This window comes from Streptomyces sp. 3214.6 (genome assembly GCF_900129855.1).
GTDB classification, from domain to species: Bacteria; Actinomycetota; Actinomycetes; order Streptomycetales; family Streptomycetaceae; genus Streptomyces; species Streptomyces soliscabiei.
The window spans coordinates 5,669,397-5,694,678 of record NZ_LT670819.1 but is presented as its reverse complement, the minus strand read 5'-3'; the positions used below and the strand labels follow the sequence as shown (position 1 = coordinate 5,694,678).

Here is a 25,282-nt window from a genome sequence, read left to right as displayed (position 1 = left end):
GGGGGCGGAGGCGGGGCCGGGGAAACCCCGCCTCCGGGGGGCCGCAGGCGGGTTCGAGGCCTGCGTCCCCTGGTCAGCGGGGCGGCTCAGGGTGCCCCGCTGCCCGTCGTGGACGGCGAGTAACGAGGAGCCTCGCCGCATCCCGGCCGCTGATGTGAACATCTCGGGCGACGTCAAGCGGGTCATGACACCGGCTCCTTCAGTTCGCGGTCCACCGGTACCTCGGCCGTGACCGTCACCGCCGCCGGGTCCAGGTCGGCCGGGGTCGGCATCACGCTGCCGGGCAGCTGGACGGCGGCGGCGCCGTGCGCGACGGCGGAGGCGAGCGCCGCCGGACCGCTGCCGCCGGCGATCAGGAAACCGGCGAGGGAGGAGTCACCCGCTCCCACGTTGCTGCGTACGACGTCGACGCGTGCGCTCGCGAACCAGGTACCCGTGTCCTCCACGAGCAGTTGCCCGTCGGCGCCCAGGCTCGCGAGCACGGCGCGGGCGCCCATCTCGCGCAGTTCCTCGGCCGCCTTCACCGCGTCGCCCACGGTCGCCAGGGGGCGGCCGACGGCTTCCGCGAGCTCCTCGGCATTGGGCTTCACCACGTCGGGCCGCTCGCGCAGCGCTTCGAGGAGCGCGCGCCCCGAGGTGTCCAGCGCGATGCGCGCACCACCGGCGTGCGCCCGCGCGACCACCTCGGCGTACCAGGAGGGCGCGAGCCCGCGGGGCAGGCTGCCGCAGCAGGCGATCCAGTCGGCGTCGCGCGACTGCTCGCGGACCGTCTCCAGGAGCAGTTCCTGTTCCTCGGAGGACAGCTCGGGCCCGGGCGCGTTGATCTTCGTCAGGACGCCGTCCGACTCCGCGAGCGCGATGTTGGATCGGGTGGCTCCGGCGACCGGGACCGGCGCGACCTCGATGCCCTGGGCGTCGAGGAGGTCGGCGACGAGTGCGCCGGGCGCACCACCCAGGGGCAGCACGGCGACTGTGCGCCGTCCGGCAGCGGATACGGCGCGCGAGACGTTCACGCCCTTGCCGCCCGGGTCCATCCGCTCGCCGGTGGCGCGGATGACTTCGCCGCGGTCCAGGGAGGGGACCTCGTAGGTACGGTCGAGGGACGGGTTGGGGGTGACGGTGAGGATCACGCCCGGGTGGCTCCGGTCCGCGTTGCTCCGGTCCGCCTTGTTCAGGCCCGGGTTGCTCAGACCCTCGTCGCTCAGGCCCGCCTTGTTCAGGCCCGCCTTGTTCAGGCCCGGGTTGTTCATGCCGGTGCCGCTCGGGCTCGTGCCACTCGTGCTGCTCATGCGCGTACTACTTCCGTGCCGCCGCGCTCGATCGCGGTCGCGTCGTCGGGGCTCAGCCCGCTGTCGGTGATCAGCAGGTCCACGTCGCTCAGGTCGCCGAAACGGGCGAAGTGCTCCTGGCCGTGCTTGGAGGAGTCGGCGAGCAGCACCACGCGGCGCGCGGCGGCGACGGCCGCCCGCTTCACCGCGGCCTCGGCTAGGTCGGGGGTGGTCAGCCCGTGCTCGGCGGAGAAGCCGTTGGCGGCGATGAACAGGACGTCGGCGCGGATCTCGCCGTATGCCCGCAGCGCCCAGGCGTCCACGGCGGCGCGCGTCCGGTGCCGTACGCGCCCCCCGACGAGGTGGAGCTGCATGCCCGGGTGGTCCGCGAGGCGGGCCGCGATGGGCAGGCTGTGCGTGACGACGGTGAGCTCGGCCTCCAGCGGGAGGGCGGCGGCCAGGCGGGCGACCGTGGTGCCGGCGTCGAGGATCATCGTGCCCTCGGACGGCAGTTCCGTGAGGGCCGCCTTGGCGATGCGGTCCTTCTCGTCGGCGGAGGTGCCCTCGCGTTCGGCGAGGTCCGGCTCGAAGTCGAGGCGTCCGACCGGTATGGCGCCGCCGTGCACGCGACGCACCAGGCCCGCACGGTCGAGGGCCTTCAGATCGCGGCGGATCGTCTCCGCCGTGACCTGGAACTCCTCGGCCAGCGACAGGACGTCCACCCGGCCGCCGTCACGGGCGAGCCGCAGGATCTCCTGCTGCCGCTCCGGTGCGTACATGTCCGTTCGCCTCCGACCCTCACCAGATTTATGCCCGAACTTGTGGTTTCGTCACGGAGGCTACGCCCGGATTTCTGGAAAGTAAACAGGTTCGGACCTGATTCGGACATGAACGGACTTCTGTCAAGGCGGCAGGCGGCAGACGGCAGACGGCAGACGGCAGACGGCAGACGGCACGGCGAAGGGCCCCGCACCTGGGGTGCCGGGCCCTTCGCCTGGAGAGTGCGTGGGTCAGGTCAGCCCACAAGCTCCGTCTCCCGCTCGCGCTCCCCGCGACGGGAGGTGTCCTCGCCACGGGAGGCGTCCTCGATCGCGCCCTCCACGTGCTGTGCCGGACGCTTCGGCAGGGCGAACATCAGCAGGAAGATCGCGAACATCACCAGGGCCACCCAGCCCAGGGCGTGCTGGAAGGCGTTCACGAAAGCGGGACGCACCTGGACCGGCGTCAGCCGGTCGCCGATCTCACCGAAGAAGACGACCGCGACGAGGCCGAGGCCGAGCGCGTTGCCCATCTGCTGGACGGTGTTGATGAGCCCTGACGCCGATCCGGCGTGCTCGCGCGGCACCTCCGACAGCACCGCGTCCGTCAGCGGGGCGACGATCAGGCCCATGCCGAGGCCCATCACGACCAGCGGGAGCGCCATCTGCCACGGGGCGATGGCGAGGCCGTAGCGCTCGGACTCCCAGATGTACAGGAGCACACCGGCGCCCATGGCCAGGGCGCCCGTCTGGAGCACCTTGCGTCCGAAGCGCGGGACCAACTGCTGGACGGACAGCCCGGCGGCCAGCGAGACGGCGATCGAGAACGGCACCCCGGTCAGGCCGGCCTTCAGCGGGCTCCAGCCCAGGCCGGTCTGCATGTACAGCGTCCAGACCAGGAAGAACACACCGAGGCCGATCCCGAAGACGGTCTGCACGGCGATGCCGGCCGCGAAGCTCTTCACCCGGAAGAGGGAGAGCTCGATCAGCGGCGAGCCGTCCCGCGCGCCCTTGCGCCGCTCATAGGCGACGAGCGCCCCGAAGACCGCGAGCGAGCCGGCCATCGACACATACCCCCACACCGGCCAGCCCAGCTCACGTCCGCGGGTGAGCGGGTAGAGCAGCATGAGCAGCCCGACGACGACCAGGACGACTCCGACGAGGTCCAGCTTCAGCGCCTTCGGGGCCTTGGACTCCGTGATGAAGCGGCTGCCGAGGATCAGTCCGGCGATGCCGACCGGCAGGTTGATGAGGAAGATCGGCCGCCACTCGAGACCGAACAGGTTCCACTCCGTCAGCAGCGCGCCGAGCAGCGGTCCCGAGACGGCCCCCAGTCCCACGACCGCGCCGAAGAGCCCGAACACCTTCCCGCGCTCGTGCGCCGGAAACGTGGCGTGCACGATCGACAGCACCTGCGGGACCATCATGGCCGCCATGCCGCCCTGCAGGATGCGGGAGGCGACAAGCATCTCCGGGTTCGCGGCGAGGCCGCACAGCGCGGAGGCGAGGGTGAAGCCGCCGATGCCGACGAGGAACAGCCGCTTGCGGCCGTGGATGTCGCCGAGCCGGCCGCCGGTGATGAGTCCCGCGGCGAAGGCGAGGGCATAACCGGCGGTGATCCACTGGATCTGGCTCCAGGAGGCGCCCGCGTCCTGCTGGATGGAGGGGATGGCGATGTTGACGATCGTGACGTCGACGAGGTCCATGAAGGCCGCGGTCATCACGATGGCGAGTGCGAACCAGCGGCGGCGGTCACCCGGCGTCTTCTCGGGGTTGGAAGGGGCCGACTGCTCGTCGGTGGAGGTCTCCGTGGAGGTCATGGTGTGACAGTAGGACCGCATTAGGTCAGATCGTGTCCTAGTGGTGCGGCATCCTCGGATGCATGACGACGGACACTCCGGCTCGGCTGCTGCAGCTCCTCTCCCTCCTCCAGACGCCCCGCGAATGGCCCGGCGGCGAACTCGCCGACCGGCTCGGGGTGTCCCGCCGCACGGTCCGGCGGGACGTCGACCGGCTGCGCGAACTGGGGTATCCCGTACAGGCGTCCAAGGGCTCGGACGGCGGGTACCGGCTGGTCGCGGGCAAGGCGATGCCGCCGCTCGTGCTCGACGACGAGGAGGCGGTGGCGATCGCGGTCGGGCTGCGGGCGGGCGCCGGGCACGCACTGGAGGGGGTCGACGAGGCGTCCGTACGGGCCCTGGCCAAGCTGGAGCAGGTGCTGCCGGCCCGGCTGCGTCACCGCGTGTCCGTCCTCCAGGCCGCGACCACACCGCTGACCAGCGGAGACGGCGCGAGCATCGCACCCGAGACGCTGACCGTCATCGCGTCCACGGTGGCCGGGCAGGAGCGGTTGCGGTTCGCCTACTGCGCGAAGGACGGCACGCAGACGCGCCGCCTGACCGAGCCCCACAAGCTCGTGTCCACGGGCCGACGGTGGTACCTCGTGGCGTACGACCTCGACCGCGACGACTGGCGGACCTTCCGCGTCGACCGGATCCAGGACCCGTTCGCGACCGGCGCCCGCTTCACACCGCGGGAACTGCCGACGGGCAGCGCCGCGGAATACCTCCGGCGGTCCATCCAACGACGCCCGGACACGGGCGAGTACGAACTCGACGTCACCTTCGACGCGCCGGCCGAGTTCGTGGTGACGCGGCTGTCGGCCTCGCTGGGAACGCCGGTCGCCCACCCGTCGGAGAACGGCGAGAACGGCTGCCGCCTGCGCGGCTCGACCAGTGACCCGGTGGAGTGGGTGGCGGTACGACTGGCCATGCTGGGCTGCGAGTTCTCGGTCCGGGGATCGGCGGAACTGGTGCAGTCCGTACGGGAGTTGGGCGGACGGTTGGGGCGGGCGGCGGGTGGCTGAGCGGGCACCCCGCCGGGTGAGCAGGCACCCCGCCGGGCAGACAGGCGGGTAAGCGGGCAGACGGGCAGGTGAGCGGGCGGGCGGGCGGGCGGGCGGCCGGGGCGAGTGTGGGTGAGCGCGGGGGCCGGTGAGCCGCGTGAGGTGAGCTGGCTGGGTCAAAGCGCAGCCGGGTCAAGGCTGTTGAGGCGGCTCCGTCGGCGCTTCGCCAGCCGCCGCCCTGGCGACCTCTCCGTCGGTCATGTTTCCTGCCGGCCTGTCCGCCGGCCCCTGCGTCGGCCCTTTCTGCCGGCCTCTCCGCCCGCCCCTACGCCTGCCCTTGCGTCAGGCCCTGCGTCGGCCCCTACTCCGGCCCCTACTCCGGCCCTTGCACCGGCCCCTGCGTCGGGCGCTCCGTCGGCCTTTCCCCGGGGCCCTCCGGCGACCCTTCCGCGCGCCCGTCTTCCCATGTGAACCCCCGCAGGGACCGCAGGTTGTGCAGGGCCAGTTCGGCCGGGCCCTCGGGGCCGCTGGGCGGGGTGTTGCTCGCGGCCCAGCTCTCGACCGCGACCCGGACGGTGGCACTGGCCACCGCTGCGGTGAAGCGCTGGTGCGGTGAGGCAACGTTGTCGGGGGCGAGGCTGGGCGACGAGGCGGCTGTGGGCGCTGTGGAGGCGGCCTGCACCCGCTCCGCCAGCACCTCCGCGAGCGTGGTCTCCGAGGTGTGGCAGACCTCCGCCCAGACCTTGCCGAGCGCGGGACTCGTTCCGGCCAGCCGGATCAGCGTGCGGACCCACTCCCAGGACGCCGCCGACACTCCACGACCGGGGACGAGGGTGTGTCGTACGGCGTGCTCCAGCGCCTCCGGGACGGGCAGTTCGGCGGGGGCGTCGCGCACCGCCTCCGCCCAGCGCTGGGCGCCCGCCGCGTAGAGCGGGGTGACGGCTTCCTCCTTCGTCGCGAAGTACCGGTAGAAGGTGCGTGGGGCGATGCCTGCGGCCTGGGCGATGTCCTCGGCGCGGGTGGCCTTCAGGCCGCGGCTGACGAAGAGGCCGGCCGCCGCCCGGGCGATCTCCATGCGGGTCGCCGCTTTGCGCCGCTCGGTCAGCGAAGCCTGGGCGGAGGGGGAGGTGGAGCTGATCACCTCGGCAGGCTATGCCCATGTGGCACAATCTGCCATTCGGGCGGGCCGCCCCGTGGTTCAGGTACGGGGTGTCCCGCCCTTCCGGCGTGCCCGCCCGCTTTCGGTAAGCCCCATCGGGCGTGTGCGCCCGCAATCCCCCGCCCGGGACCACGATCCCCACTCGCGGGACGAACTCGGGGGACGAACTCAGGGGACGAACTCGCGGGACGAACTCGGGGGACGAACCCAGGGGGCGCAAGGGAGCCGGGCCCCGGCGCCTGGGGGGAGAGGCGCCGAAGCCCGGCTCAGGGAGAGTCCCGGCGCCGGGGGGATGTGCGTCGGGACTTGGCTCACGTAGGACGAAGATCTCGGAGGAAGCTGCAGGGTCCGGTCGACCCGAACTCCTGTGCCGACCTGAACTCCCGTGCTCTGAAGTCTTGTTCCCGCACTCCTCCTGGTTGAAGCGGCGTTCCCACGCCATGTTTGCGCGGCCCTCCACCACCCGGCGTACGCGGGCGGAAACCCAGCACCAGGCAACGCCCGAGGCCCACTCACCCCAGCCCCGGCCCCAGCCGGCCGCACGGGCCTGCCGCCGGGCCGTGCATCAGCCCAGCCCGACCGCCTGGGCCACTCCGCCCGTCCGGACATCAAGCACGCCCGAGCCGCACGCTGAGCCCCGCCCAGCCCGACCCAACAGCCGCCCAGCCCGGCCCGCGACGGCCAGCCCAGTCAGTCCAGCCCAGTCCGGCCCAGTCACCCAGCCCGGTCCGAGCCCGCCGGTTCAGGCCGACCCGGCGGAGCGAGGCGCGGCCGTGCGTTACGCCGCTGCTTCGAAGCCGGTGTCGCGGGCGAGTTTCTTCAGTTCCAGGAGCGCGTGCTTCTCGATCTGGCGGATGCGTTCCCTGGTCAGGCCGTGTTCCTTGCCGACCTCGGTGAGGGTGCGCTCGCGGCCGTCGTCGATGCCGTACCGCATCTTGATGATGGAGGCCGTGCGCGGGTCGAGGCGGTCGATCAGGCCGTCCAGTTCCTCGCTGCGCAGCAGGGTCAGGACGGACTGTTCGGGCGAGACCGCGGAGGTGTCCTCCAGCAGGTCGCCGAACTGGGTGTCGCCGTCGTCGTCGACCGACATGTTCAGCGAGACCGGGTCACGGGCCCAGTCCAGGACGTCCGTGACGCGCTCCGGTGTGGAGCCGAGCTCGGTCGCGATCTCGGCGGGCTCCGGGTCGCGGCCGTTCTCCCGGTTGAACTCGCGCTGCACGCGCCGGATCCGGCCCAGCTCCTCCACGAGGTGGACGGGCAGGCGGATCGTGCGCGACTGGTCCGCTATCGAGCGGGTGATGGCCTGACGGATCCACCAGGTCGCGTACGTGGAGAACTTGAAGCCCTTGCGGTAGTCGAACTTCTCGACCGCACGGACCAGACCGGCGTTGCCCTCCTGGATGAGGTCGAGGAGGGGCAGACCGCTGCGGGGGTAGCGGCGGGCGACCGCGACGACCAGGCGGAGGTTGGATCGGATGAAGATGTCCTTGGCCCGCTCGCTGTCGGCGACCAGGGCCTCGAGCTCCGCACGGGAGGCGTCCGCCTTGGACTCCTCCTCGCCGTCGAGGACCTGCTGCGCGAAGACGCCCGCCTCGATGATCTGGGACAACTCGACTTCCTTGGCAGCGTCGAGCAGCGGTGTACGCGCGATCTCGTCGAGGTACATGCCGACCAGGTCGCGGTCGGCGATCTCGCCGCCATGGGCGCGAACACTGCGGGCCGCGTCGGTCGTCCCGCCAGTGGCGGACTTGCGACGGGCGACGGCACGGGTTGCCATGCGTGCTCCCTTGCGATGGAGGTTCAGCGGGTGGCCTTCGGACGCTCGGCGTCTCGGAGGTTTCGGAAGCCCTGGAACTGAAGCCTGGAAACTCTCGGAACTCTCCTCGTGTGCCCTGCATCCGATGGAAACAACGACTGGAATCAGGACAGAATTCCCAACCCGCACCCCGATTTTTATGATCATGCAGTACCCTGTCCGACCACGCGGGGAGGTGCGATGCCGTCAGGACCTAAAGAGGTGCAGGTCAGACCGGGAGTCGAAGGTGATCTCGACGCCCTCACGCGCCTCTACAACCACTACGTACGTGAGACGTCCATCACATTCGACACCGCGGTTTTCACTCCGGAAGAGCGACGTCCTTGGCTGCTCTCCCACCCTGAAGACGGGCCGTACCGCCTGATGGTTGCCACAGAGGCGGACTCACAGGACATCCGGGGGACCTCACAGGAAATCCTCGGCTACGCCACATCCAGCCCTTACCGGCCGAAGGCGGCGTACTCCACCTCGGTGGAGGTGACGGTCTACGTCGCCCCGCACGCCGGCCGGCGCGGCATCGGCACGCTCCTGTACGAGGCACTCTTCGAGGCGCTGGCCGGCGAGGACGTGCACCGGGCGTACGCGGGCATCGCACAACCGAACGAAGCGTCCGCGCGGCTGCACGAACGCTTCGGTTTCCGGCACGTCGGCACCTACCGGGAGGTGGGCCGCAAGTTCGGCCGCTACTGGGACGTCGCCTGGTACGAGAAGGACCTCTAGGCAGGACCCGTCGGCCGCCGTGCCTCAGCCGAACTGCACCGACCGCTTCGCCATTCCCATCCAGAACCCGTCGATCACCGACTTCTGCGCGTCCAGCTCACCGGACACCTCCGCCGCGCCCATGGTCACGAAGAGCGGGGCGAAGTGCTCGGTGCGCGGGTGGGCGTACCGGCCGGCCGGGGCCTTGTGGAGGAAGTCCAGCAGGCCGTCCCAGTCGCGGGCCTCCAGTGCGCGCCTGCCCCAGTCGTCGAACTCGGAGGACCAGGTCGGCACGCCCGGGCCTGTGTGCCGTAGCGCGGCCAGGTTGTGGGTGAAGAAGCCTGAGCCGACGATCAGGACGCCCTCGTCGCGCAGGGGCGCCAGTTTGCGGCCGATCTCCATGAGCTTGACGGGGTCGAGGGTCGGCATGGAGATCTGCAGGACGGGGATGTCGGCGGTCGGGAACATCTCGACGAGCGGGACGTACGCGCCGTGGTCGAGGCCGCGGTCGGGGATGTCCTGTACGGGGATACCCGGGGCGCGCAGCAGCTTGCGTACGCTCTCGGCGAGCTCCGGTGCGCCGGGGGCGTCGTACGTCACCCGGTAGTAGTGCTCGGGGAAGCCCCAGAAGTCGTAGACCAGGGGGACGGGGTCGACGGCGCCGAGGGCGAGCGGGGCCTCCTCCCAGTGGGCGGAGACCATGAGGATCGCCTTGGGGCGCGGCAGGTCGGCGGACCAGGCGGCGAGTTCGCCGGGCCAGATCGGGTCGTCGGCGAGCGGCGGGGCGCCGTGACTGAGGTAGAGCGCGGGCATGCGCTCCCGGGGAAGGGATCGCTCCTGGGGTACGGCGGTCATGGCGGTGACTCCTTCCGGGACCTCAGCCCCTCACTCCTGGCGCTCCTGGCACCTCCTGGCGCTCCTGGATCGTCAGGCTCGGTTGATTGAAACATAAAACGTCAAGAGCTGCGAGCATATTCCCATTTGATTTAAATTTCAAGGAGAAGGCGTTTACAGTGGAGCGCATGACGAAGGCATCCGCACCCACTGAAGCTGACGAGCCCCACTGGCTCACCGCCGAGGAGCAGCTCATCTGGCGTTCCTACGTGCACGCCACGACTCTCCTGGAGGACCATATGGACCGCCAGCTCCAGCGTGACGCGGGCATGCCACATGTCTATTACGGACTCCTGGTCAAGCTCGCCGAGTCCGCCCAGCGGCGACTGCGGATGACCGAGCTGGCCATGCACGCGAAGATCACCCGTTCCCGTCTCTCGCACGCCATCGCCCGCCTGGAGAAGAACGGCTGGGTCCGGCGCGAGGACTGCCCCTCCGACAAGCGCGGCCAGTTCGCCGTCCTGACCGACCAGGGCCTGGAGATGCTCCGGCAGGCCGCACCGGGCCACGTCGCCATCGTCCGCAACGCGGTGTTCGACCGGCTCACCCCCGAACAGCAGAAGTCCCTCGGCGAGATCATGCAGATCATCGCCGAGGGCCTTCAGCCCAACGAAGCGGGTGCCGACCTGCCCTGGCTGCGCTAACAGCCCCCGAAGGCCGGGCGCGCCAGAGCTACGCGCGTCAGTGGACCATCACCGGCACCGCGTCCTCGGCGTCCTTGGCCCCCGAGCCCGCGACCGCGCCCATGTCCGGCTTGCCGGTGTTGACGAGGGTCAGGGCGATCGTGGCGGCGGCGACCAGGATGCCGACGGCGAACCAGATGGCGCTGGTGTAGCCGTGCACCATGCCCTCCAGCTGCACCAGCTGCTGCTGGGGCTTGGAGGTGGCACCGGCGACGTGGTCCTTGATGTACGAGGTCGTCGCGGATGCGGCGATCGTGTTCAGCAGCGCGGTGCCGATGGCGCCGCCCACCTGCTGCGAGGTGTTGACCATCGCGGAGGCGACACCGGCGTCCCGCGGCTCGACGCCCAGGGTGGCCAGGGACATGGCCGGCATGAACGCCGTGCCCATGCCGAGGCCGAGCAGCAGCATCCCCGGCAGCAGCACGGCCGCGTACGAGGTGTCGACCTTCAGCTGGGTCAGCAGCAGCATGCCGAGTGCGGCGACCAGGAAGCCCGGGCCCATCAGCAGGCGCGGAGCGACCCGGGTCATCAGACGGGTGCCGATCTGGGTGGAGCCGGTGATCATGCCCGCGATCATCGGGAGGAAGGCGAAGCCGGTCTTGACCGGCGAGTAGCCCTTCACGATCTGCAGGTAGTAGGTCAGGAAGAGGAACAGGCCGAACATCGCGATGATCGCGAGGCCGAGGGAGAGGTAGACACCGCCGCGGTTGCGCTCGGTGATCACGCGCAGCGGCAGCAGCGGAGCCTTGACCTTCGACTCGACGACCACGAAGGCGAACAGCAGCACGGCGGACGCGGCGAACATGCCGATCGTCAGCGAGTCGCTCCAGCCCTCGGACTCGGCGCGGGTGAAGCCGTAGACCAGCGCGACCAGGCCCAGGGTGGAGAGGATGACGCCCGGGATGTCGAGCGCGGAGCGGTTGCGGCCGCCCTCGGGCTCACGGATGACGAAGTAGGCGCCGGCCGCGGCGATGATCGCGAACGGGATGTTGACGAAGAACGTCCAGCGCCAGTCCAGGTACTCGGTGAGGAAGCCGCCGAGGATCAGACCGACGGCGCCGCCACCACCGGCGATCGCGCCGTAGATGCCGAACGCCTTGGCGCGCTCCTTCGCGTCCGTGAACATCACGGCGAGCAGCGACAGCGCGGCGGGCGCGAGCAGCGCACCGAAGGCGCCCTGCAGGGCACGGGCACCGAACATCATCGCCTCGTTGGCGGCCGCCCCACCGAGCGCGGAGGCCGCAGCGAAGCCGCCGAGGCCGACGACGAAGGCGCGCTTACGGCCCCACAGGTCGGCTATGCGGCCGCCGAAAAGCAGCAGACCGCCGAAGGCGAGGGCATAGGCGGTGACGATCCACTGCCGGTTGCCGTCGGAGATACCCAGGTCCTGCTGGGCGGAGGGCATGGCGATGTTCACGATGGTCGCGTCGAGGACGACCATCAGCTGGGCGAGGGCGATGAAGGCCAGCGCTTTCCACCGGTTGGCGTCCGGTGCGGCGCCCGTCTTACCGGGGGCCTTCTGGGCTGTTTGAGACATGGGGATACCCGCTTCGGGACTTCGTGACGGAAAAAAGGTGAGAAAAGGGGGCGGCTCGTCGTCGATGACGGCCGTTCGGGCACAACGTCTGTGTTCTGTCTGCCGAGTTCCGAGTTCCGTGTGCTGAGTTCTGTGTGCTGCCGAGTTCTGTGTGCTGCCGAGTTCTGTGTGCTGAGTTCTGTGTGCTGACTTCCGCGACGCCGCGGACTAATCGCTCAGGACTGGCGCAGGTCCTCCATGGTCACGGCCGCACCTGGCAGGACGGAGGGGGCCGGAGCCCGCAGCCCGTCCAGGAACAGCTGGAGGTGGCGGTGGACGAAGCGGTCGGCGCTCAGGCATCCGGTGCCGGCCGGGGGCCGGCTGAGCTGGGCCACCGCGATCATGACGTCCCCCACGCCGACGTCGGGCCTGAGCTGCCCGGCCGCCTTCGCTCGGTCCATGACCTCCTCGATGATCCGCTCGACCCGTTCACGCGCGGCTTCGAGGTCGGGGTGGTGCTGGTCGAAGGTGCTGGAGATCATCGGGCAGAGCGCGCTGATCCGCTCGTCGGCGGAGACGTGCACGAACCGCTCCAGCGCCCCGAACGCGTCACCGGTCTCGGCGAGGGCGACCTGTCCGGCGCGGACCGTACGGTCCAGCACCGAGCAGACGACCTCACGGACCAGCGCGTCCCGGTCGGGGAAGTTGCGGTACACCGTGGCGTTGCCGACGCCGGCCCGGCGGGCGATGTCGTCGAGCGGCACATCGGGGCCGAACTCGACGAACATCTCGCGGGCGGCGGTGACGATCCGCTCCCGGTTGCGCAGGGCGTCGGCGCGGGGCCGGGTCACCTTACGCGCGGTGGGGGTGGCGGTCTGCACGGCGTACTCCTGCTGAGTTCTGCGACGGGTTGCGATCCGGGGATGAAGTCCCCGTTTCACTCGGACACCTGACTAAACGGGGAAGAGGTCCCCGGTTATTTCCCGGACCGGAGATTTTCTCGATGTGACCTGAGCCACACCACCGGGGAAGCGACTACCACCCGGTAATCCACGATCGGTCTCCTCCAGCGCGCGCCCGCGTGCGCCCCGGCACAGGGTGATCGCAAGGGTGCAGCCGGTGACCGGCGGCTGCCCGGAGCGAGAGGCCCCCGCATGCAGCCGCAGCCCGTGCGCACCGCCCCGGCCCGCACAGGCGAGCCGCTCCGCCGTCGGATACGCCCGCGCCGCGCCGCCGCCCTCGCCTCGGTCACCGCCCTGACCCTGGCCGTCAGCACGTCGGCCGGCACGGGACACCTCCGGCCGTTCCCCGGCTCGGCTGCGGCCGGCGCGGGCCCGATCTCCCTGGCCCGGTCCTCCGCGCTCGCGCCCTGCATGATCAGCGGACGCTCGTCCGTCCAGATGTCCGAGGGGGTCCCGACCACCGGCGGCTACGCACGCTCCACCGGGACCGTCCGCGCCCTCACCCTGATGATCGACTTCTCGGACGCGCCCGGCCGGGGCAGCGCGCTGAGCCGCTACCGCGAGTTCTTCCCGAAGACCGAGCAATGGTTCCGCACGGCGTCCTACGGCCGCCTCGCCTACCACGCCGAGACCCCGATCCCGCACTGGCTGCGCATGCCCAAGTCGTTTCGCGCGTACGGCATAGAGCGCGGCGCGCCCTTCGACCCCGGCTACCGCGAACTCGTCCAGGACATCGTGGCCGCCGCCGACCCGACGGTGGACTTCCGCGCGTACGACCTCCTGAACGTGCTGGTCACCCCGAACGCGGGCCCCTCCGCGCTGGACACGGTCCTGTCGGTGACGTTCGCCGGCAACACCGAGGCGCCGGTCGCCGACGGGGTGTCGGTGGCGAACGCGTCCTTCGTCTACTCCCGCCAGGACGACGGCTCCGGCTCCTACGACCGCACCGGCTACCGCGTCCTCCCGCACGAGAACGGCCATGTCTTCGGCCTGCCCGACCTCTACACCCAGGAGGGCGGGGGCGCGGTCGGCCACTGGGACATCATGAGCGAGGACTGGGGGGCCAACAACGACCTGCTCGGCTGGCACAAGTGGAAGCTGGGCTGGCTGGACGCCTCCCAGATCGCCTGCGCGGCGACCCGCGGCACAAGGGAGTACCCACTGACCCCGCTCTCCCGCGCGGGCGGCCCGAAGCTGGTCTTCGTCCCGATCGACGGCCGCACCGGATACGCCGTCGAACTGCGCGCCCCCGGCGGCAACGACGAGGCGGTGTGCCGCCCCGGCGTCCTCATCTACAAGATCGACGCCGACGTCGACACCGGCATGGGCCCGGTGACCGTCTACGACTCCCACACCGCCAGCGGCGGCTGCACCCGCAGCCCCAACGTCCACGCCGAACTCTCCGACGCCCCCTTCAACCCGGGCGAGACGTTCAAGGACCCCAAACGCGGCATCCGAATCTCGGTGACGGGGGCGGGGACGGGGACAGGGACGGGGACAGGGACGGGGACAGGGACGGGGACGGGGACGGGGACGGGGACGGGGAGGGTGACGGGCACAGAGGCCGAGGCAGGGGCGAGGGCAGGGGCGAGGGCGGGGGCGGATCCGGAGGGGGACTACCGGGTGCGGGTCACCAGGACGTAGCAGGTGCGGAGAACCCGAGTCAGCCGGCGAGCGCCGCGCACGCCCCCAGGCCGCTGCCGGCCTCACCGCCGACCGGAGCCACTACGTGAACACCCTGCCCAAGCCCTGACATCCGTCGCCCCCCGTTACGGTGTCCCGAACACCCTCCACGGGGAGCACACACCACCCATGCCACTGCCCCACGCCGCCACGACGTCCCCCATCGACGCCGCTGCCTCCAGCGACACCAGTACCCCCGCCGAGGCGGTGGCGCCGTTGATGCGGGGCGTCGCTGTGCTGCACCGGCTCACCGAGGCGAACGGCGGGCTGAGCCTCAGCGCGCTCGAACGCGCCACGGGCCTGGCCCGCTCGACCGTCGACCGGATCGTGGCGACACTTGCCCGCATGGGATACGTCCGACTGGACGGCCGGGACGCGATCCTGACCCCCCGCGTCATGGAACTGGGCAACGCCTATCTGGCCGCCCTGCGCCTGCCCGCCCTGCTGGACGCCCGCGCGGACGCCCTCGCCGACGAACTCGACGAGTCGGTCTCCCTGGCGGTCGCCGACCGCGACGGCATCCGCTTCATCCACCAGGCGACCCGCCGCCGCGCGATGTCCCTGAGCTTCCGCATCGGCGACCTCCTCCCGGCCGAACGCACCGCCCCCGGCCCGCTGTTCGCCACCGAGTGGACGGACGAGGACTGGCAGACCTGGCGCACCCGCCGCACCAGGGACCCCGAGAACCGGGACTTCCCGACGGTACCGCCACTCCCCCACCACACCCCGGGGGACGAGCCCGACGACAAGGACAAGGCTGTCGACGTCGACATCGACATCGACATCGACTTCGTGCGAAGGACGGCGGAAGCGGCGTCCGCGCACCACGCCCTGGACGACCAGCTGATCGAACCGGGGCTGGTGGCGGTCTCCGTACCCGTACGGGATCCGCGTACCGCCCGGATCGCGTGCGTGGCGAGCGTCGTCAGCCACACCAGCCGGCACACGGCGGCGGACCTGCGCGAAACGCTGCTCCCGCGCCTTCGGGCGGCCGTGTCGGCGATGGAGGACGATCTGCGCCACGCCCCGCCCCCGCACCCCGGACCGCCCCCCGCAGGCCTGGCGATCTGGACGGGCGCGTCGAAACAGGAACTCGGCCGGGAGTTCATCGAGTCCCTGGCCCGGGGCCTGACCGTCCTGACCGCGTTCGGCGAGGGCAGGGCGGAACTGACCCTCACGGAGGTCGCGAAGGCGACGGGCCTGGCGAGAGCGACGGCCCGCCGCGCACTGATCACGTACGAGCACCTGGGCCTGGTGACCCCGACCCCGCACCGTGCGTTCGCCCTCACCCCCGGAGTCCTCGCGCTCGGCTTCCCGCCCCTCTCCCGCACATCCCTTCCGCGGATCGCGACCCCCCACATGGCGGCGCTGGCGGCGCAGATCCAGGAGACGACCTCCCTGGCGATCCTGACCGAGCGGGGCGACGAGATCCAGTTCACGGCCCAGGTGCCCGCGAGCCACGTCATGAGCGTGGACATCACGGTGGGGACGAGGCTGCCGGCGAGCGGAACGTCGATGGGCCGGGTACTGCTGCCGCAGCACACGGACGCGCCGCCGTCGCCCGCACCGTCGTCCTACGCCCTGGTCGACGAGGAACTGGAACAGGGCGTGCGCGCGATCGCCGTCCCGATCCGCGACCGGACGGGCCGGGTGGTCGCAGCCCTCAACGCGGCGACCCACGTGGCCCGCCGCACGGCCGAGAGCTGCGTCCACGACATCCTCCCCGCCCTGATGTCCACCGCCTCCCGCATCGAGACGGACCTCCACACAGCCTCCCGCTTCACCACCGTCCCCCTGACCTGAGTGTGAGAGGAGTGAGAGCGGCTTAGGTCCATCAGCCGAGTGCGATTCGGGCTGCGGTCGGGTCCCCGTCCCGGGCCGCGTCGCTAGCGTTGGCGACCAGCCATCAGCCCCGACCCCCGGCCCCGGCCCCCCTGCGCCATGGACGTACCCGAGGAGAGCGATGCCCAGCAGCGGTTACACGGCGCCGTCTCGCTCTCGGAGGGCGAGACGGACGGCGAGACAGACGGCTGTACGGTCGAGTGCCGGCCGCATCCGGTGCAGATCGAGGACGGCTGCGTACATGCGCGCCTGGCACCGCGGGGTCGGCCGGTGACGCAGCCGCCGGACGATCCGGCCGAGGAGCGCGCCGATGCCGCCCGCAACCGGACCCGGCTGTTGGAGGCGGCCGCCTGGCTGGTGGCCGAGCGGGGCGCCGAACACGTGACGATGCACGAGGTCGCGCAGTTGGCCTGCGTGGGCAAGGGCACGCTCTTCCGCCGGTTCGGCGACCGCAACGGGCTCCTGCTGGCCCTGCTGGACGACGTAGAGGGGGAATTCCATGATGCGTACACCTTCGGTCCCCCTCCGCTGGGGCCGGGAGCGCCGGCGAAGGACCGGCTGACGGCATTCGGCTGGGCGTTGATCGAGCGGGTCGCCGACCCCACGGACCTGGGTCCGGCACTGGGACGCCAGATCCCCGTCGAACGCCGCCGGACCTCGCACTACGGCAGGGCGTTCCATCGCCATGTCTCCTCGCTCCTGGAGGAGGCGGGCGTCGAGGGCGATCACGACATGCTCGCGCACGCCATGCTCGCCTTCACCGACCTGGAGACCATGGACTACCTGCGAGGAGAGCGTCAGGCCGGCACCGCGCGGCTGCAGAGCGCCTGGGTGGATCTGGTGCGGCGGGTCACCGGCGCCGACGCGCACTGAACGCCGTGATCAGGCCGACGGGAGGACGCGCACGGTGCCCGCCCCGTCCTTCACCGCCGCCGCGTCCGGCGTAGAGGCCGTATCTGACGTAGAGGCCGTATCTCACGTAGAGGCCGTATCTGACGTAGAGGCCGCGTCCGGCGTAGAGGTCGTCTCCAGCGGACAGATCGAGTCGGACGTGGTGACGGATCACCCGTGGCCGGCCGAGCCCCCGTCCGTCCATGTCCCCAGTGACCGGGGCCGCTCCTCCCCCGGCCCGGCACCGCTGCTCCGCCGGGAGTTCGACCTCCCGGCGGAGCCGGTATCCGCGCGGCTCACCTCGGCCGGGGCCTCCCTCGCCACCCCCTACGGCACGGCATCGGTCGACTGGTCGCTCAACGGCACCACGCTCACGGTGGACGTCACACTGCCACCCGGCACGACCGGACGGTTCAGCGCGCCCGAAGGCTGGCGTTGCACCACCCAAACCGACCCCCTCGAATCCGGCGCCCACCGCCTGATCCTCCACTCCGCCTCCGCCGCATAACCCGGCACGAGCAGGGAAATCCCCTCGCTCCCGCGACCGTCCCGCTGCTCACCTGCACGCCCGTTCCCTCCAGCCGGGCGCGCATCGCGGCCTTTACCGACGGACCGCAGGCCGACCAGGGCCCGGACGAAGTCGCCGAGGACCTGCCGGGCGAAAATTCCATCGCCCTGGCGGTCACTCCGGCACGGTGCCGCTGAGCCACTACAGCCCGCTCAGGGTCGCCGAAACCTTCCTCCAGCTCGAAGGCCGGGCCCCGCACCGACCGACGTCCCCGTGTCCCGAACCGCCACAGCGACAGGCGACACCCTCCACGCCCCACGGCAACTGCGGACCCCGAGGCCCCAGGTCTCGGCCGTCCGCGTCAGGGAGTAAGGAGCGCCTCGACGCGACCGCCCAGCCCGTCCCCGCTCCACTCCACTCCACTCACTCCACTCGGAGACACCAGCGCCCGCCCGAGCCCCGATCCGGTACCCTGTGGATCGAGCGCCCCGGCGGGCGCTGCGGCGTATCACGCGGGCTCGGTCCGCCCCCTCACCGCAGTTGCCGCCTCAGGTCGCTCAGAGCTCGACCAAGAGACCGGGCCACGACTCGTACACCGAGTCCCGCAAGGTTTCGCCCAAGCCCCGCCTTCGTAGCTCAGGGGATAGAGCACCGCTCTCCTAAAGCGGGTGTCGCAGGTTCGAATCCTGCCGGGGGCACAGAGAAACACCTGGTCAAAGGCCCTTCCGTCCATCGGACGGGAGGGCCTCTGCGGTTGCAGCACACGTACGGCACCGACGCCGCGGCCACCTACAGTTGCTGCTCCCACGGATTGACCACCAGAGCCCCGGTTCGGGCCATGTGCTTGATGTTGCGTGTGGCCACCGTCCAGCCGTTGGCCAGGGCAGTGGCGGCGATCAGGGCGTCCGGTGGGTCGATGCTGGTGCCGGCGGCCTTGAGCGTCTTGTGGATGGTGAGGTAGGCGGCCGCTTCCGGTTCGCCGATAGGTGCGATGCGGTCACGGAATTCGTGCCGTACCGCAGCGAGGGCTTGTGCGTAGCGGGCTGCCTTACAGGATCCGGGGCGGCGGCAACGCCAGCCTCGATCTCGGCCACGGTGATCACGCTCAAGAAGCGGTTGGGACGGGCCATGGACCGGAACCAGGGCAGGACGCGCGGGTCGGGCTTCGCCCGGGTCGTCAGCTCGGCAACGACATTGGTGTCGAACAGGTAGATCACTCGGCGTCCGTCTGCGCATCGTAGGAGCGGGCGCCGAACTCCAGACCCTCGAAGGGCCGGGAGAGCAGGAATTCCTCGAAGCCGTCGTTGCTCAGCGTCACCCAGCGGTGCAGCATCTCGGGCAGAGCCTCGATCTCCGTGTCGGCGAGCTCTGCGTCGAAGTGCCGACGCTGGTCCTCAGGCAGGGACTCCCGGATGTCACGGATGGTCCGCAGCGGATGCGACGACAGGCGCGGCGGCTGAGGCACACCGCTCGGAACTGTGGTCATCGGCATCCCCTCCGCATGCATCGGGCTGCGTACTGCTGGTCCCAGCCAGGCTACGGGTTTCCGCCTGCAGCGCTCACAACTTTGGGACGAGAGCGGGGCATCCGTCAGCCTGGCCGCCGAGCGACAGCGGCAGTTCTTACGGCGTCCGCCTGGTCGTCCTCGTCAACAGGTACCGCCCCCAACCAAGTGGCCGGCCGGAACGGATTCGGCACACATGAGGCCGGGAATGGCTGGGAACACGCGAGAACCGTGGAGGAGTGATTTCGCAGGTCAGGTGCACTGGAGGCTACATTTACGCAGGTCACAGCCTCGCCCAGGGAAAACTCCTAAAGCGGGTGTCGCAGGTTCGAATCCTGCCGGGGGCACACGGATAAGGGTCAGCTCAGGAGGGGTTTCCTCCCAGGCCGGCCCTTAGCCGTTTCAGGCGCCGTGCCCCACGCGTGCCACTACGTCCGCTCGGCGTCCTCTCCGGGGGAACCTGAAGCCTTCATGCGGGCGAGGGCGTGCTCGACAGGCGCGCGGACCTGTTTGTGCGACCTGTTGTTGGCCTGCTTCCAGTCAGGAGTTCCTCTCCCTTTCGTCGCCGGTGGGGCAGGGCATCACGAGGCCGGTGCTGGGATAACCGCCGTCTGCGATCGTCATGGTGTGGCCGACTGCGGCCTTGGCCCCGGATTCCTCCCATGCCTTGCAGTCTGCACGGTTACCCGGAAGCGGTCGGCCGATCACGACGACCAGCCTGCTGTCCGCGTCGATGACGACCTGGTGGTTGGTGGAGTACCGGTAATTCTTGGACTGTTCGGCGACCGTGTGGTCGCGGGTGGGCACCAGGGTTCCGTCCATGATGAGGACTGCGTCCTTGCGGAACCGCTTGCGGGGCCGGAGCGGCCCGAGATGCGCGATGACGCGGTCGGCTGCGGATTTCGAGATGCCGAACAGCAGGGCAAGTTGCCGCAGGGTCAGACTTCCACCAGGAGGTCGTGCAGATCGGCGGTCGCGCTGCATGAGGTTCTTCCTTGACGAGAACGAGACGCGGCCATCCTGCCCCCTCTGAGCACAGTCTTCTTCCAACCGCTTCCGGTTGCGGCCGACGTACGGTTGAAGTACCGAGGGCACCACGCACTCCGGCCGCCCCGCCGGGTCGTCCTCGGCGAGAGACGAACCCCGGGCCGCCCCAGTGGTCGGCGCGGAGGCGGGTCGGCAGTCATGTCCGCCGCGGTCGAAGCAACTCCGCGCAAGCTCATCATGGCAGGGGCCGCGCTGAGTACCCGTGCAGGTCCGCAACCATGCCGAGGGGAGGCGTGATGGCCTTTTCCCGGCTGGACATCCATCGGCGGAACCGAGGAGAGCGGACGCTCGTCACGCTTGCCGGCGACATCGGGCCGGCCACGACGCCGCTGCTGCGGGCCGCAGTGGAGCAGTGTCTGCTGGACGGTGTCACCGTGATCGACATCGACCTGACCACGGTCGGCTCCTGCGACGCCAGGGGCTTGGACGTCCTCCTGTCGGCATCACGGCGCGCCAGCCGGGTCCACGCTCGGCTGCGGCTGCAACATCCGTGCGCGCAGATCTCCCGGCTCCTCGATGCCACCGGATCGACTTCGCTGCTCCTTACGGCCCCCCTGAGTCCCGTGCCGCCCGCCGCATCCGGGGGCCTCCTGAGTACCGCGACGCGGGCGCCCGAGGACTCCGCTCGTCGGCCGGATCAGCCGGTCCTCAGGGACGGGATTCGCCTTCGCCGGCTGACCCGCTGGCAGGCAGAAGACATGCGCGAGGACATCGTGGACCTGGCTGCGGAGTCCGTCGCGGGCACCGCCGGCGAGGCGTACCACGACCGCGGAGACTTCCTGCACCGCTTGGCGGTCACTGCCCATCGCCCCGGCTTCGCCCTGCTGGTCGCCGAGACGACGGTGCTGGTCGGTTGCGCCTTCGGTTTTCCGGTGGGCCCCGACGGCTCCGGCCGCCGAGGGTTCGACGGAACGCTCCAGGAGCTCATCCAGCGGCTCACCTCCCGCGCACGGTTCGTCGTCCTCACCCAGGTCGTGGCCCATCCGCACGCTCAGCACCGCGATGTCGCCCGCCGCCTGCAACAGCGTCTGCTCACAGAGCTGCGATCCTCCCTCGGGGTCACCCTGCTGCATCCTGCCGACCAGGCAGGACAAGCCGCCTTCTCGTCCTGGGGCTGGCAGAACATGGGCGAGGTCGTCGGGCTGCCCGGCCCCGTCGCCCCCTGCGTGTTGACCCTGTCCTCCGAAGGGCAGCCCTCGGCACGCCGATGATGTGGCAGAGGAGCGATGAGCCGGCGGGTCGTACCCGGCCAGGGCCGTCACGCCACCCGTCGTCCACCGTACGGACGTGTCCCGACGCGATGGCTGTCTGCCTCTCCACGCGATGGCTGCGCGCCACGCCGCTTGCCACGGCCGGGAGTAGCCTGACAGGTACCGAGAACTGTCGGGCGCACGATCACGGCGGCGCCGTTCCCGGCGAGTGACAGGCACGGGCAGCCGGAAACCGCCCGGAATGGGATCGCACGATGAACGCCATCACAGAGCCCGCCGAAGGTACGGCGCCAGGTGACGGACACTCCTACCGGATGCCTTTGCCCCGGCTGCGCCTCACGCCGGACGTCAGCCATGGCCCGCTGGACGGCGCATGGTGGCCGCGCTGCGACGCACTGGAACTGGAGCTGCCCGTGCTGGTCGGCTCCTTGGATCCGAGCATCGGCACCGTCACGCGCGTGACCGTGGGTACCGCCGCCTGGCCCGATGCCCCGAAGGAGGTAATGGCGCCCGGCCATGTGATCGAGGTGGTCCTGACCGATTTCGCCGCCGAGGCGCATGCCATCACCGTGGAGTGCGGCACCGTGGGACGCTGGGAACTGCTGGTGATCCCCCCGGACGAGCCGGCTGGTGCGGCCACCCGGCTGCTGACCGCTGCCGCCGATCCAGAAAACCCCCTGTCGGCTCCGCGCCTGCTGGCACTCGCCGAGAGCGGTCTCGACGGACAGGACGCATGGGAGTCGGAAGGAGGGTCCGGACTCCGGTGAGAGGCCCGATCCGGACGGGCCCGGGTGACGGGGCCGGCGCCCGGGGGCGCCTACGACCCCTCGATGGAGCGATGACATTGGTGGATCCTGCGCCGTCCCAGCCCGCCGCTCCGATCGACTCGGACCATGGCGGGTGAGGACCATGGCGGGTGAGGGGATGACGGCCGGACAGCGCGCGGACCGCTCCGAGAGCTTCGGGGAAGCTCTGCTGGGAGAGGTCCTCGATCGCGCGCATGAACTGCCGCCCCATCTCATCGGGCCCTTGGTCGCCGACGTGGTGGAGCGGCTAGGGGGCCGCCGACCGCAGGTGCTGCTGCAGGACTACGACCAACTGCTGCTCGTACCCTTGCCTGGCGACGGCCTCATGGACGGCGAACCGCAGGCGATCGACGTCTCCGAGGCAGGCCGCTGCTTTCTGGACGCTCACCCCGTCGAGCTGCCCGAAGACGACGGCGTGCGAATCTTCCTGCCGCTGCTGGACGGCGGCGACCAGGTCGGGGTCATGGCAGTGACGCTGGACAGCATCGATGACGACGACCGCCGCATCCTGCACAGGATCGCCGGCCTCGTGGCCGACCTGCTCGTGACCAAGAACGGCTACTCCGACCTCTTCTTCGGTGTCCGACGCAGGGAACCGATAAGCGTCGCCGCCGAGATCCAGTGGGCCCTGCTGCCACCGCTGGCGATGATCATGCCTCGGGTCGCCGTGGCCGGGATCCTGGAACCCACCTATGACGTGGCGGGTGACAGCTTCGACTACGCCCTCAACGGAGACGTCCTCCACGTGGCCATGATCGACGCGATGGGGCACGGACTGGACGCGGCCACGATGGCGACCGTGGCCATCGGCTCCTACCGCCACGCCCGCCGCGCCGGCACCGGGCTGCCGGAGATCTACGCCTTCATGGACCGCGCTGTGGCGGACCAGTTCGGCCCCGAGCACTTCGTCACCGCGCAGATGCTGCAGCTGGACACCACGACGGGACATCTTCAGTGGGTCAACGCCGGGCACCCGTCACCGATGCTCGTGCGTGATCACCGCGTCACACTGCGGCTGACCGGTCCGACGACCCTCCCTGTCGGCCTCGGGGGTCCGCAGCCGCAGACGAGCGAGATGAAACTGGAGCCGGGGGACCGCCTCCTGTGCTTCACCGACGGGCTGGTCGAGGAGCACGGTGCCGGGGAGGAGGAGTTCGGGGAGGAGCAGATGATCGAGTGGGTGAACCAGTTGGAGAGAACCGGCCGCGGAATCCGGGCGGTGGCACGCTCCCTGTCCCACACGCTCAAGCGGGCGCGGGGCGGACACACCACGGATGACGCGACGCTGCTCCTGGTGGAGTGGCGCGGCTGACCTCACTCCGGCGGCGTTCCCCCAGGTCACAGCCCCGCCCAGGGAAAACTCCCAAAGCGGGTGTCGCAGGTTCGAATCCTGCCGGGGGCACCACGCGTTACCGCTCTGACCTGGGGTTTGTCCCCCAGTGAAGGCTCTTGCTCGGCCTCGGACTCTTCGTCCGGGGCCGTTTGCGTGAGCGGAAGGACGTCACCGGCGCGGTGCGCCGGAGGCTCGGCCGATCCGAATGGGGCGACAGGCCATAGACACCTGGCACCCACACGTGTGCCGGCATGCTCAGGAGGACCACGCCGCGAGGAGTTCCGCCGGGCCGTACGCAGCGTCGAGCCCCGTGCAGTCGGTCCCGCTGCGCGAGACAGCAATCACAGGCACGGGAGCAGGTGTGAGCGCGGCGCGGTGCCGGTGCAGAGCCGCGAGATCGTGCCGGTCGAACGGGGAGTTCTCCAGCCACTTCACCGAGCCGACGAACAACAGTTCCTTGGCGATCGGCGCGCGGTCCGCTCCCACGATGTCGATCTCCACATCGTTGGTACGGGTCCAGTAACCGCCGATGGCGGGGGCGGCAGGGAGGTTCGCGTCAGGCAGCAGCCGTGCCAGCGCCTCGCGCACCAGAGGTTCAATGGCCCTGCCGCGCCAGCTGGTCCAGTTTTCACGGATGCGCCGCAGTGTCAGGTCCCCCCGGCCCCGCTCGATCTCTTCCATCGCCGGCCCGAGGAGCTTCAGCCAGAAGCGGAGGTAGGGATCCGCGACCCGGTAGCGACGATCCTTCGAAGGCCGGGTGGACACGGGAAGCTCCGCCGCGATCACCCGTTTCTCCGCGAGGATCCCCAGCGACCGCTGGAGCGGGGTCGCCCCGATCCCGCCGGCGGCGCGGGCGATATTGGAGAACGTCCGCTCACCGCTGCCGATCGCCGAGAGAACGGTGCGTGCCTGGACCTGCTGGGGGAACTCTGCGGCGAGCGAGCGCTCCGCCGACACCAGCAAGGCCGAGACCGGATCGCTGAGCGCCGCCTGCAGGAACTCCCACATCCCGGCGCCGTGCGTCCACTCCGCACAGAGCAGAGGCAGTCCACCGGTGATCAAGGCCGCGTCGAAGGCCGAAGCAGGATCGAGGCCGAGCATCTCGCCCACCTCCGCCGGGTTGAGCGGACCCAGCACCATCTCCCGTCCGCGCTGGTGGAACGGGCGTCCATAGCTGTTCAGCGCCTCCATCATCGACAGGTCGGAACCGATGAGAACGAGCAGAACCGGCTTCTTCTCCAGCACACGGTCCCAGGCCCGCTGAAGCATGCCCTCGAAGGCGCCCTCCGCATCCATCAAATAGGGCACCTCGTCCATGACCACCACGCTCGCCCGGTCGTGCGGCAGTGCCGCCGCCAGTACGTCGAAGGCCGCATCCCAACTCGCCGGGCGGGCCGCGGACAGCAGATTCGCCAGCGGAAGGCTGGACGACTGGGCATCCTGGCTGAGCCGCTCCAGGTCCGCCCCCGGCGACGCCCCTGTGGCGGCGTAGAAGAGGAACGGCGCACCGGACCTCTCGGCGAACCGCTCCACCAACCGCGACTTACCCACCCGGCGGCGCCCTCGAAGCATCACGCACCGCCCGGGCCGCTCCCCACCGACCCCGGCCGCCACCTTGCCGAGCTCGCGATCCAGCGTCTCGAGTTCGTGCCGCCTGCCCACGAAATCTGCCATGCCGCCGCCTCCTCAGTGCCACGCAACCCCACAGATACTAACATCACAGTTAGTAACATTAAAGTTAGTTACAGGGGGGAGCGCCGCGTGGTGTCGCCGATCACCGGGAGGGTGCGCCTGAGTCTCGCGAGCCGCTTAGCCTTTCTTTTTTCCCCAACCTCTAGTCGAATAGCGCCACTTGAA

21 protein-coding genes, 1 tRNA gene and 1 pseudogene are annotated in these 25,282 nt (G+C 70.4%); 11 read left to right on the top strand and 12 right to left on the bottom strand.

All coding sequences use genetic code 11. The features are described 5' to 3' along the window. Nucleotides 1–182: 182 nt before the first annotated feature. From pfkB to B5557_RS25775, 3 genes are all read right to left on the bottom strand, one after another. Nucleotides 183–1,130 (bottom strand): 1-phosphofructokinase, encoded by a 948-nt coding sequence (gene pfkB, locus B5557_RS25785; protein ID WP_079665004.1) that lies wholly within the window; start codon nt 1,128–1,130, stop codon nt 183–185. 155 nt (nt 1,131–1,285) lie between these two features. Then, nucleotides 1,286–2,047 carry a DeoR/GlpR family DNA-binding transcription regulator gene (locus tag B5557_RS25780; RefSeq protein WP_079661678.1) on the bottom strand — a complete coding sequence of 254 codons (762 nt, stop codon included), beginning with the start codon at nt 2,045–2,047 and terminating at the stop codon, nt 1,286–1,288. A 236-nt stretch (nt 2,048–2,283) separates the two neighbouring features. After that, on the bottom strand, nt 2,284–3,846 hold the full coding sequence (locus tag B5557_RS25775) for an MFS transporter (protein WP_231976038.1): 1,563 nt from the start codon (nt 3,844–3,846) through the stop codon (nt 2,284–2,286). Between the two features lie 62 nt (nt 3,847–3,908). Between B5557_RS25775 and B5557_RS25770 the strand changes: the two genes are divergently transcribed. Further along, complete coding sequence (locus B5557_RS25770) at nt 3,909–4,892, top strand: helix-turn-helix transcriptional regulator (protein ID WP_173877735.1); 984 nt, start codon at nt 3,909–3,911, stop codon at nt 4,890–4,892. A 352-nt stretch (nt 4,893–5,244) separates the two neighbouring features. Here the strand turns inward: B5557_RS25770 and B5557_RS25760 are convergent, their stop codons facing one another. Then, nucleotides 5,245–5,946, bottom strand: a complete 702-nt coding sequence (locus B5557_RS25760; protein WP_079665003.1) for a TetR/AcrR family transcriptional regulator — start codon at nt 5,944–5,946, stop codon at nt 5,245–5,247. Between the two features lie 862 nt (nt 5,947–6,808). Beyond that, on the bottom strand, nt 6,809–7,807 hold the full coding sequence (locus B5557_RS25755; RefSeq protein ID WP_079661674.1) for a sigma-70 family RNA polymerase sigma factor: 999 nt from the start codon (nt 7,805–7,807) through the stop codon (nt 6,809–6,811). Between the two features lie 219 nt (nt 7,808–8,026). Between B5557_RS25755 and B5557_RS25750 the strand changes: the two genes are divergently transcribed. Further along, complete coding sequence (locus B5557_RS25750; RefSeq protein WP_079661673.1) at nt 8,027–8,566, top strand: GNAT family N-acetyltransferase; 540 nt, start codon at nt 8,027–8,029, stop codon at nt 8,564–8,566. A 24-nt stretch (nt 8,567–8,590) separates the two neighbouring features. On the opposite strand, the gene B5557_RS25745 is transcribed toward B5557_RS25750, so the two are convergent. Then, nucleotides 8,591–9,400, bottom strand: coding sequence for a dioxygenase family protein (locus tag B5557_RS25745; RefSeq protein WP_079661672.1), 810 nt, complete (start codon nt 9,398–9,400; stop codon nt 8,591–8,593). Nucleotides 9,401–9,567: 167 nt separating this feature from the next. On the opposite strand from B5557_RS25745, the gene B5557_RS25740 reads away from it, so the two are divergent. Then, a complete protein-coding gene (locus tag B5557_RS25740) occupies nt 9,568–10,083 on the top strand; it encodes a MarR family winged helix-turn-helix transcriptional regulator (RefSeq protein WP_079665002.1) in 516 nt (171 codons plus the stop codon). Nucleotides 10,084–10,120: 37 nt separating this feature from the next. Here the strand turns inward: B5557_RS25740 and B5557_RS25735 are convergent, their stop codons facing one another. Continuing rightward, nucleotides 10,121–11,659, bottom strand: coding sequence for an MFS transporter (locus tag B5557_RS25735; RefSeq protein ID WP_079661671.1), 1,539 nt, complete (start codon nt 11,657–11,659; stop codon nt 10,121–10,123). A 215-nt stretch (nt 11,660–11,874) separates the two neighbouring features. Then, complete coding sequence (locus B5557_RS25730; protein WP_173877734.1) at nt 11,875–12,519, bottom strand: TetR/AcrR family transcriptional regulator; 645 nt, start codon at nt 12,517–12,519, stop codon at nt 11,875–11,877. Between the two features lie 273 nt (nt 12,520–12,792). On the opposite strand from B5557_RS25730, the gene B5557_RS25725 reads away from it, so the two are divergent. From B5557_RS25725 to B5557_RS25705, 5 genes are all read left to right on the top strand, one after another. Next, nucleotides 12,793–14,244 carry a M6 family metalloprotease domain-containing protein gene (locus B5557_RS25725; protein ID WP_079661670.1) on the top strand — a complete coding sequence of 484 codons (1,452 nt, stop codon included), beginning with the start codon at nt 12,793–12,795 and terminating at the stop codon, nt 14,242–14,244. Between the two features lie 168 nt (nt 14,245–14,412). Then, on the top strand, nt 14,413–16,086 hold the full coding sequence (locus tag B5557_RS25720; RefSeq protein ID WP_079661669.1) for an IclR family transcriptional regulator domain-containing protein: 1,674 nt from the start codon (nt 14,413–14,415) through the stop codon (nt 16,084–16,086). Between the two features lie 138 nt (nt 16,087–16,224). Continuing rightward, nucleotides 16,225–16,998, top strand: a complete 774-nt coding sequence (locus tag B5557_RS25715) for a TetR/AcrR family transcriptional regulator (protein ID WP_107472629.1) — start codon at nt 16,225–16,227, stop codon at nt 16,996–16,998. 34 nt (nt 16,999–17,032) lie between these two features. Then, entirely contained in the window at nt 17,033–17,524 is a 492-nt protein-coding gene (locus tag B5557_RS43875; protein ID WP_173877733.1) for an alpha-L-rhamnosidase C-terminal domain-containing protein, read from the top strand. Nucleotides 17,525–18,149: 625 nt separating this feature from the next. Beyond that, nucleotides 18,150–18,222, top strand: a tRNA-Arg gene (locus tag B5557_RS25705). 91 nt (nt 18,223–18,313) lie between these two features. On the opposite strand, the gene B5557_RS25700 is transcribed toward B5557_RS25705, so the two are convergent. From B5557_RS25700 to B5557_RS25690, 3 genes and pseudogenes are all read right to left on the bottom strand, one after another. Next, nucleotides 18,314–18,760, bottom strand: a complete 447-nt coding sequence (locus B5557_RS25700; protein ID WP_231976037.1) for a PIN domain-containing protein — start codon at nt 18,758–18,760, stop codon at nt 18,314–18,316. Continuing rightward, nucleotides 18,738–19,010, bottom strand: coding sequence for a hypothetical protein (locus B5557_RS25695; protein ID WP_079664999.1), 273 nt, complete (start codon nt 19,008–19,010; stop codon nt 18,738–18,740). The genes B5557_RS25700 and B5557_RS25695 overlap by 23 nt, the downstream gene beginning before the upstream one ends. 485 nt (nt 19,011–19,495) lie before the next feature. Beyond that, a pseudogene (locus B5557_RS25690) lies at nt 19,496–19,970 on the bottom strand (transposase); the annotation flags it as partial. A gap of 341 nt (nt 19,971–20,311) precedes the next feature. On the opposite strand from B5557_RS25690, the gene B5557_RS25685 reads away from it, so the two are divergent. The 3 genes from B5557_RS25685 to B5557_RS25675 all read left to right on the top strand — a co-directional run bounded on the left by B5557_RS25685 (nt 20,312) and on the right by B5557_RS25675 (nt 23,404). Next, nucleotides 20,312–21,286, top strand: coding sequence for an STAS domain-containing protein (locus B5557_RS25685; protein ID WP_079661667.1), 975 nt, complete (start codon nt 20,312–20,314; stop codon nt 21,284–21,286). A gap of 314 nt (nt 21,287–21,600) precedes the next feature. Further along, entirely contained in the window at nt 21,601–22,053 is a 453-nt protein-coding gene (locus tag B5557_RS25680; protein WP_079664998.1) for a DUF5994 family protein, read from the top strand. A 157-nt stretch (nt 22,054–22,210) separates the two neighbouring features. Further along, nucleotides 22,211–23,404 (top strand): PP2C family protein-serine/threonine phosphatase, encoded by a 1,194-nt coding sequence (locus tag B5557_RS25675; protein WP_079661666.1) that lies wholly within the window; start codon nt 22,211–22,213, stop codon nt 23,402–23,404. A gap of 276 nt (nt 23,405–23,680) precedes the next feature. Here the strand turns inward: B5557_RS25675 and B5557_RS25670 are convergent, their stop codons facing one another. Then, on the bottom strand, nt 23,681–25,099 hold the full coding sequence (locus B5557_RS25670; protein ID WP_079661665.1) for an ATP-binding protein: 1,419 nt from the start codon (nt 25,097–25,099) through the stop codon (nt 23,681–23,683). Nucleotides 25,100–25,282 lie beyond the last annotated feature (183 nt).

Excerpts from the sequence above, each read along its gene's own strand:
- B5557_RS25695 (WP_079664999.1), bottom strand. The coding sequence starts at position 19,010 with ATGACCACAGTTCCGAGCGGTGTGCCTCAGCCGCCGCGCCTGTCGTCG.
- B5557_RS25780 (WP_079661678.1), bottom strand. The coding sequence starts at position 2,047 with ATGTACGCACCGGAGCGGCAGCAGGAGATCCTGCGGCTCGCCCGTGAC.
- B5557_RS25760 (WP_079665003.1), bottom strand. The coding sequence starts at position 5,946 with ATGGAGATCGCCCGGGCGGCGGCCGGCCTCTTCGTCAGCCGCGGCCTG.
- B5557_RS25700 (WP_231976037.1), bottom strand. The coding sequence starts at position 18,760 with ATGCGCAGACGGACGCCGAGTGATCTACCTGTTCGACACCAATGTCGT.
- B5557_RS25740 (WP_079665002.1), top strand. The coding sequence starts at position 9,568 with ATGACGAAGGCATCCGCACCCACTGAAGCTGACGAGCCCCACTGGCTC.
- B5557_RS25680 (WP_079664998.1), top strand. The coding sequence starts at position 21,601 with ATGCCTTTGCCCCGGCTGCGCCTCACGCCGGACGTCAGCCATGGCCCG.
- B5557_RS25670 (WP_079661665.1), bottom strand. The coding sequence starts at position 25,099 with ATGGCAGATTTCGTGGGCAGGCGGCACGAACTCGAGACGCTGGATCGC.
- B5557_RS25775 (WP_231976038.1), bottom strand. The coding sequence starts at position 3,846 with ATGACCTCCACGGAGACCTCCACCGACGAGCAGTCGGCCCCTTCCAAC.
- B5557_RS25745 (WP_079661672.1), bottom strand. The coding sequence starts at position 9,400 with ATGACCGCCGTACCCCAGGAGCGATCCCTTCCCCGGGAGCGCATGCCC.
- B5557_RS25755 (WP_079661674.1), bottom strand. The coding sequence starts at position 7,807 with ATGGCAACCCGTGCCGTCGCCCGTCGCAAGTCCGCCACTGGCGGGACG.
- B5557_RS25675 (WP_079661666.1), top strand. The coding sequence starts at position 22,211 with ATGACGGCCGGACAGCGCGCGGACCGCTCCGAGAGCTTCGGGGAAGCT.
- B5557_RS25725 (WP_079661670.1), top strand. The coding sequence starts at position 12,793 with ATGCAGCCGCAGCCCGTGCGCACCGCCCCGGCCCGCACAGGCGAGCCG.
- B5557_RS25735 (WP_079661671.1), bottom strand. The coding sequence starts at position 11,659 with ATGTCTCAAACAGCCCAGAAGGCCCCCGGTAAGACGGGCGCCGCACCG.
- B5557_RS25720 (WP_079661669.1), top strand. The coding sequence starts at position 14,413 with ATGCCACTGCCCCACGCCGCCACGACGTCCCCCATCGACGCCGCTGCC.
- B5557_RS25770 (WP_173877735.1), top strand. The coding sequence starts at position 3,909 with ATGACGACGGACACTCCGGCTCGGCTGCTGCAGCTCCTCTCCCTCCTC.
- B5557_RS25715 (WP_107472629.1), top strand. The coding sequence starts at position 16,225 with ATGGACGTACCCGAGGAGAGCGATGCCCAGCAGCGGTTACACGGCGCC.
- B5557_RS25750 (WP_079661673.1), top strand. The coding sequence starts at position 8,027 with ATGCCGTCAGGACCTAAAGAGGTGCAGGTCAGACCGGGAGTCGAAGGT.
- B5557_RS25685 (WP_079661667.1), top strand. The coding sequence starts at position 20,312 with ATGGCCTTTTCCCGGCTGGACATCCATCGGCGGAACCGAGGAGAGCGG.